A 6,952-nucleotide genomic window follows, 5' to 3' on the forward strand; every position below is an offset into this window, starting at 1 on the left:
CTAGGTAAGGCCTTCAATAGTTCGAAGGCCTTACCTGTTAACTATGCCCCGTTAACTTCCTTTTCAATTTCACCTCCTATGAGAAACTGCTAAAACCGACATAGTCGCTAATATTAAACTCCAGTGATTAACTGACTACACTACGACTACGACTACGACTACGACTACGACTACGACTACGACTACGACTACGTTCAGCAGAGAAGACACTAGAGGTATCAACAAGCTTATAATTCATTATATTTAAAAAACACTAGACGACCGGTCTATTCTTTATTATTCTGGTCATATGAAAACAGACACTCAATTGACACGCCAGCATATTATCGACTCTGGTTACACACTCATTTCCAGCAAGGGCTTCTCTAATGTTGGCCTGTCGCAGATCTTAAAATTTGCCGATGTACCAAAAGGCTCTTTTTACCATTACTTCAAGTCAAAGGAGCAGTTCGGCGAAGAGATCATTAATAGCTACTTTAAGACTTACCTCAGCGCGATCGATGAACTTTTCGACCCAAAGCAAGGCTCTGGCCTGGAGCGACTGATGGAATATTGGTTACGCTGGCAAGCGACTCAGGGCGATACTTGTGTCGATCAAAAATGCCTCGTAGTGAAATTAAGTGCCGAAGTTGCCGATCTGTCTGAGCCTATGCGTTTAGCATTAAAAACTGGTTCTGCTGGTGTTATCAGCCGTATCGCGAACTGTATTGAGGCAGGTATTGCAGACGGTTCAATTCCTGATATGCATGGGTTTAATACCGCTGAAATGCTTTACCAGATGTGGCTAGGTGCTAGCTTGATGAACAAACTAAACCGCGATCCAAAAGTTATTGAGCGTGTGCTGGAGGCAACTCGAAAGCAACTTGCTCAAAACGCTTCAACAGTAAAATAACCAACAGAATCTATCTCTCCGCCTATGATTAAGGCGGGTATTTTTTAACGAAACACTAGACGACTGGTCTACTAACGTCAACAATAAGACAGGTCGCGAAGATAGGAAGAATTATGTACAGCTTTGACTATTACAACCCAACACATATCAGCTTTGGCGAAGGCAAGATTGCCGAGCTGGATAAGTTAGTCCCAAGCAAGGCTAAGGTACTCGTCCTTTTCGGCGGTAATAGTGCCAAACGGACAGGTACATTGGATGAAGTAAAAACGGCATTAGGCCAGCGAGATATTGTTGAGTTTGGCGGCATAGAAGCCAACCCCACCTACGAAACCTTGATGCAAGCCGTCACCATCATCAAAGAAGAGAAGATTGATTTTCTGCTGGCGGTTGGCGGTGGTTCTGTAATTGATGGAACTAAATTCGTTGCCGCTGCAGCCCTGTTTGAGGGTGAACCTTGGGATATCCTGCTAAGTTGGGGAGCTAAAGTTACAGAGGCGATGCCATTTGGTACCGTGCTTACTCTCCCGGCAACCGGTTCAGAGATGAACAGCGCCAGCGTAGTCACTCGTAAAGAGTTTCAAGCTAAGCTTTCGTTCATGAGTGACCACGTATTTCCACAATTCTCAGTACTCGACCCCACTAAAACCTTCACACTGCCTGAGCGACAGGTTGCTAACGGCGTTGTCGATGCCTTTATTCACATTACCGAGCAGTACTTAACATACCCGGTTAATGCACCTGTGCAAGACAGATTCGCCGAAGGTCTGCTACAAACCTTAATCGAACTGGGTCCAAAGGCATTAAGTCAGCCTGACGACTTCGATGTCAGAGCCAACCTGATGTGGGTCGCCACTATGGCACTGAGCGGTGTCATTGGTAAAGGTATCCCTCACGACTGGGCGACTCATATGATTGGCCATGAGTTAACCGCCCTCTACGACATAGATCATGCTCGTACTATCGCTATGATCTTACCAGGAATGCTTGATTGCCGACGTGATAGCAAACAGGAAAAGCTATTGCAATATGGCGAGCGTGTTTGGGGAATAACCCAAGGCACTATTGATGAAAGAATTGATTCAGCTATTGCTAAGACCCGTGAATTCTTCGAAGCCATGGGGATCAAAACTCGCCTTTCTGACTACGATCTGACCGCAACAAGTATTGACGAAATCATGACTCAACTTGAAGAGCACGGCATGACAGCACTCGGTGAGAAACAAGATGTCGATTTAGCCATGAGTCGAAAAATTTTAGAACGTAACTTATAAGGCATAACTAGTTGCAGGTCGGTCATATCGATCGCCTGCAAGCTAAAACCTTACAGACGATACAAATAAACGGGATAAAAAATGAACATATTGATGGTATTGACTTCTCACGACAAGCTCGGCGATACAGGATTAAAAACGGGTTTTTGGTTAGAGGAGTTTGCTAGTCCTTACTACCGTTTTAAAGACAAAAACTTCAACATCACGTTGGCATCGCCTGCTGGCGGACAGCCGCCACTGGATCCAAGCAGTGAGCAAGCAGACTTTCAAACTGCTGCAACAGAGCGCTTCAATCAAGACAGTGAAGCTCAGCAGCACTTAGCAACCACTCTGCCTTTAGCCAACATTAAAGCCGCAGATTATGATGCAATCTTCTACCCTGGCGGCCATGGCCCACTATGGGATCTGACCAATGATGCCCATTCAATTGCATTGATCCAAGCCTTTTATCAGGCGAACAAACCTGTCGGTCTGGTGTGCCATGCTCCGGGTGCCCTTAAAAATGTAAAATCAGCCGATGGCACGCCATTGGTACAAGGTAAACGGGTCACCGGTTTCACCAATACCGAAGAAGCAGCCGTACAACTAACTGATATAGTGCCATTTTTAGTCGAAGACATGATGCAAGACAACGGTGCTTTGTATAGTAAAGGTGATGACTGGGCAAGTTACCTCGCAGTTGATGGAAACCTGGTAACAGGTCAAAACCCTGCATCATCCGAGGTTGTTGCTGAAGAGGTGATTAAACAGCTAGGTTAGTTCCGACTCCCTCACTCATAACTAGGGTGCGCCTGATGGCGCACCTTCTTATGCCTTATCACGCAAAGAAATGCACATGCTCACCTTGCACCATCTTAAGTAATCGTTCGATAATCCAGATATGCGTATTTTCTCCATGATTTTTAGCCAAATAAAAGCTAATCTTGAAAGGCTTACATATGTGTAACAAAGGAACTTTTATGCGTTTAGCTCTTATATTCAGCCTTTTACTATTTACGGTGATGTCCCATGCAGCGGTTTATAAATGGGTCGACAAAGATGGCAAGATCCACTATTCAGATAAGCCAATAAATAATTCTGAAGTTGTTGAATTTAAAAGCAACACTCAGAACAAAATCACAATTCAGGCTCCCAATAATTCAACTTCTGATACAGAAGAGCAGATAGCACCTTCGACTCAATATAAAATGAGTATTCTAACGCCAGAGGAAGATGAGACCATTCGCGATAATAATGGTGATATCACTATAATGGCTACAATAACACCCGATCTTAAACCCAAACATCTACTGGTAATATTGATGGATGACAAGGTGATTGGCCCCGCACAAGAAACCCCTATCTTTAGTCTTAAGAATATTGACCGTGGTGAACACTCTTTCGTCATTAAAGCTGTAGCCCAAAATGGCAAACAACTTGCAACGACTCCACCAAGGAAGATCTTTCTCCACAGAGCCATAATAAACAATAAGACAAAAGCTACCCCTTTTAATTAAGTTAGACAAATAACACTATAAAATTATGTAGTTAAGCTTTTAGTCAATCAGGTATAACTCAGTGGAAGAAAGTTGCAGAGTGCACCAATTTGGTGCACCATGATGGTGCAGTAAGTCAACTTGGAGCACTGATGGATATAAAACACCTGTTCAATAACCTTGTCACAGCAGTCATGGTTATCGATGTAGATCTCAAGCTTTGCTATGCCAACGCAGCGGCAGAGCAGCTCTTAGGTGTGGGAAGTCACCGCTTAACCGAACATGTTCTATCAGACAGTTTCCAAATCCTTGGCGTAAATACCGACTTATTGAGTAAGGCTATCAGAGAAAACCAAGGGCTCACAGTAAATACCGCAGCTCTGGTAACACTGGACAACCAACATCATACCGTAGACATAACGCTCACCCCCTTGGAACAGGAACAGGGATTAGGCCTGTTAGAGCTCAGGCAGGTCGATCAACAGAGGCGTATTCATCAACAACTTACTTTAGATGCACAGCAACAGGCCGCTCAATATTTAGTAAGAAACCTGGCCCATGAGATAAAAAACCCTTTAGGAGGACTTCGTGGTGCAGCGCAACTGCTCTCCCGGGAACTCCATGATCCTCAGCTTAATGAGTTTACTGATCTTATTATCGAGCAAGCTGATCGACTAAGAAATCTGGTAGACAGATTGCTCGGCCCTCAAAGACCAACCCAACATAGCCTGCATAATATCCATGAAGTTGTTCAAAAAGTACTTAATCTTGTGAACATGGCTCTTCCGGCGAATATCTGCCTAAAGCAAGATTACGACCCTTCCATACCCGATATTCAAATGGATCCCGAACAAATTCAACAGGCCGTGCTAAACATAGTCCAAAATGCAATTCAGGCGCTCGACAGGACTGGTGGGGAAATATTGATAAAGACACGCACTCAGCACCAAGTCACTATTGGCACCTTGAGACACAAACTTGTATTAGCCTTGTCCATCATAGACACCGGACCCGGTATCAAACCTGAAATATTAGATACACTTTTTTACCCTATGGTGACGGGTCGTGATAACGGCTCAGGACTTGGCTTATCGATTGCGCATAATTTTGCTCGGCTACATGGCGGTAGAATTGATTGCCACTCCAAGCTTGGGAGGACTGAATTCACAATCTTGCTTCCCATAAAAAACTAGTGAACATAAGTAAATGATAAAAAATGATAAATAAGAGCAGATAGGGGTAAATCATGAGTATAACGGAACAAGTTTGGGTGCTCGATGATGACAGCTCTATTCGCTGGGTAGTAGAAAGAGCTTTAAAAGGGGCCAATATTAGCTGCGCCAGTTTTGCAGCGGCTGAATCACTCTGGGAAGCGCTCGAGCTCGCACAGCCTAAAGTCATAATTTCAGACATTAGAATGCCGGGCACAGATGGGTTGAGTCTGCTCGAACGTATTCAAATTCACTATCCCCACATTCCTGTAATAATAATGACCGCACACTCAGATTTAGATAGTGCCGTGAGCGCATATCAAGCTGGGGCGTTCGAATATCTACCCAAACCATTTGATATCGATGAGGCCATTGCACTTGTAGAGCGAGCATTGACTCACTGTACAGAGCAGGCAAGTAGCACTCCAGAGGAGATACAGGTTAAAGCGCCTGAGATCATAGGAGAAGCGCCTGCTATGCAGGAGGTGTTTCGTGCAATTGGCCGTCTTTCACGATCTTCTATCAGCGTGCTGATTAATGGTCAGTCCGGAACTGGTAAGGAGCTGGTTGCAGGTGCACTGCACAAGCACAGTCCACGAAAAGAAAAACCATTTATCGCAATTAATATGGCAGCGATCCCTAAAGATCTGATTGAGTCTGAACTCTTCGGCCATGAGAAAGGAGCGTTTACCGGTGCGGCAGGTATCAGACAAGGCCGATTTGAACAGGCAAATGAAGGCACGCTTTTTCTTGATGAGATAGGTGATATGCCACTCGATGTCCAGACACGCTTATTAAGAGTACTTGCGGATGGCCAATTTTATCGAGTCGGTGGACACTCTCCCGTTCAGGTTAATGTGAGGATCATCGCAGCCACTCATCAGGACCTTGAACAATTAGTACAGAAAGGAGATTTCAGGGAAGATCTATTTCACCGTCTTAATGTGATAAGGGTTCACCTACCACCATTGTCGCAGCGACGGGAAGATATCCCTCAGCTTGCTCGTCACTTCCTCTCTTCTGCCGCTAAAGAGATAGCTGTTGAACCTAAGGTATTGACCTTAGAAACTGCTAAAAAGCTTTCGGAATTGCCATGGCCGGGAAACGTGCGTCAGCTTGAAAACACCTGCCGCTGGTTGATGGTGATGGCATCCGGACAGGAAATTTTACCTCAAGATCTCCCACCAGAACTACTCAAGGAATCCAGTAAACCCAGCATGGACCGTTCCGGTCAAACTGCCGATTGGCAGGAGTCTTTAAAGAACTGGATTAACCAACGTTTGACGGAAGGTGAAAGCGATCTACTAACCGAAGTGCAGCCGGCTTTTGAACGCATATTACTTGAGACGGCTCTGGAACACACTAACGGCCATAAACAAGAAGCGGCAAAGCGACTTGGTTGGGGTCGCAATACACTCACACGGAAATTGAAAGAGCTGGCAATGGAATAGCATTTCTCAAGCAAAAAGCCTGCTGTATCAGCAGGCTTTTTTTGTGTCTACGGCTCTAAACAAAGCAAAGAAGCCTGTCATGGTCTTTCATTGGCATCCTTGCCATCAAGGCATTTACTAACCCTAAGCATCAGATGGTGGACCCGCTCTATATATAGGAGCGTGCTTGAGCCGCCATGCTTACATTACACATGAGCCATTCCCGGCTAAAGCCGGTCCTACACCTTCCCCATGTTCGAGTGGTAATTCTTGTAGCAAAGAGTCCACGCGAAAAATGAAAAAAGCCCGTTGCGTGAGCAACGGGCTTTATCGACTCTCTTAACGAGAAATTAGGCACCTGTCATGGTCAGCTTCGAGCAGAGCTCTTCGCGTTCTCCCGCAGCATCAAACTCCGTTTAATAAGCGCAGCGGTATCACCCTACTATCACATGAAAGGGAACATGCTACGCATGTGCTATATATATTCCCCATGTTCGAGTGGACATTTCAAAAACCGTTAAACGAAAAATCCCCAACACGAAGTGCTGGGGATTTTTCGACTCTCTTAAAGAGAAATTAGGCGCCTGGAAATGACCTACTCTCACATGGGGAGACCCCACACTACCATCGGCGCAATTGCGTTTCACTTCTGAGTTCGAGATGGGATCAGGTG

6 protein-coding genes and 1 rRNA gene are annotated in these 6,952 nt (G+C 45.1%); 6 read left to right on the forward strand and 1 reads right to left on the reverse strand.

What is annotated here, in order from left to right; genetic code table 11:
- Positions 1-289 precede the first annotated feature (289 nt).
- The 6 genes from EKG39_RS17770 (at position 290) to glnG (ending at position 6,300) form a co-directional block, all read left to right on the forward strand.
- The gene (locus tag EKG39_RS17770; protein ID WP_126507326.1) at positions 290-892 is read left to right on the forward strand and encodes a TetR/AcrR family transcriptional regulator; all 603 of its coding nucleotides are present in this window, start codon (positions 290-292) and stop codon (positions 890-892) included.
- Between the two features lie 113 nt (positions 893-1,005).
- Positions 1,006-2,163, forward strand: coding sequence for an iron-containing alcohol dehydrogenase (locus EKG39_RS17775; protein WP_126507327.1), 1,158 nt, complete (start codon positions 1,006-1,008; stop codon positions 2,161-2,163).
- Positions 2,164-2,244: 81 nt separating this feature from the next.
- Entirely contained in the window at positions 2,245-2,922 is a 678-nt protein-coding gene (locus EKG39_RS17780) for a type 1 glutamine amidotransferase domain-containing protein (protein WP_126507328.1), read from the forward strand.
- Positions 2,923-3,122: 200 nt separating this feature from the next.
- Positions 3,123-3,659, forward strand: a complete 537-nt coding sequence (locus EKG39_RS17785; protein WP_126507329.1) for a DUF4124 domain-containing protein — start codon at positions 3,123-3,125, stop codon at positions 3,657-3,659.
- 131 nt (positions 3,660-3,790) lie between these two features.
- On the forward strand, positions 3,791-4,831 hold the full coding sequence (gene glnL, locus EKG39_RS17790) for a nitrogen regulation protein NR(II) (protein WP_126507330.1): 1,041 nt from the start codon (positions 3,791-3,793) through the stop codon (positions 4,829-4,831).
- Positions 4,832-4,884: 53 nt separating this feature from the next.
- Positions 4,885-6,300 (forward strand): nitrogen regulation protein NR(I), encoded by a 1,416-nt coding sequence (gene glnG / locus EKG39_RS17795; protein WP_126507331.1) that lies wholly within the window; start codon positions 4,885-4,887, stop codon positions 6,298-6,300.
- A 561-nt stretch (positions 6,301-6,861) separates the two neighbouring features.
- Here the strand turns inward: glnG and rrf are convergent.
- Positions 6,862-6,952 (reverse strand): 5S ribosomal RNA (gene rrf, locus EKG39_RS17800); the annotation flags it as partial.

The sequence above is a fragment of the Shewanella atlantica genome (assembly GCF_003966265.1).
Classification (GTDB): Bacteria; Pseudomonadota; Gammaproteobacteria; order Enterobacterales; family Shewanellaceae; genus Shewanella; species Shewanella atlantica.

Coding starts and splice junctions, on each gene's coding strand:
- EKG39_RS17775 (WP_126507327.1), top strand. CDS start 1,006: ATGTACAGCTTTGACTATTACAACCCAACACATATCAGCTTTGGCGAA.
- EKG39_RS17770 (WP_126507326.1), top strand. CDS start 290: ATGAAAACAGACACTCAATTGACACGCCAGCATATTATCGACTCTGGT.
- glnL (WP_126507330.1), top strand. CDS start 3,791: ATGGATATAAAACACCTGTTCAATAACCTTGTCACAGCAGTCATGGTT.
- glnG (WP_126507331.1), top strand. CDS start 4,885: ATGAGTATAACGGAACAAGTTTGGGTGCTCGATGATGACAGCTCTATT.
- EKG39_RS17780 (WP_126507328.1), top strand. CDS start 2,245: ATGAACATATTGATGGTATTGACTTCTCACGACAAGCTCGGCGATACA.
- EKG39_RS17785 (WP_126507329.1), top strand. CDS start 3,123: ATGCGTTTAGCTCTTATATTCAGCCTTTTACTATTTACGGTGATGTCC.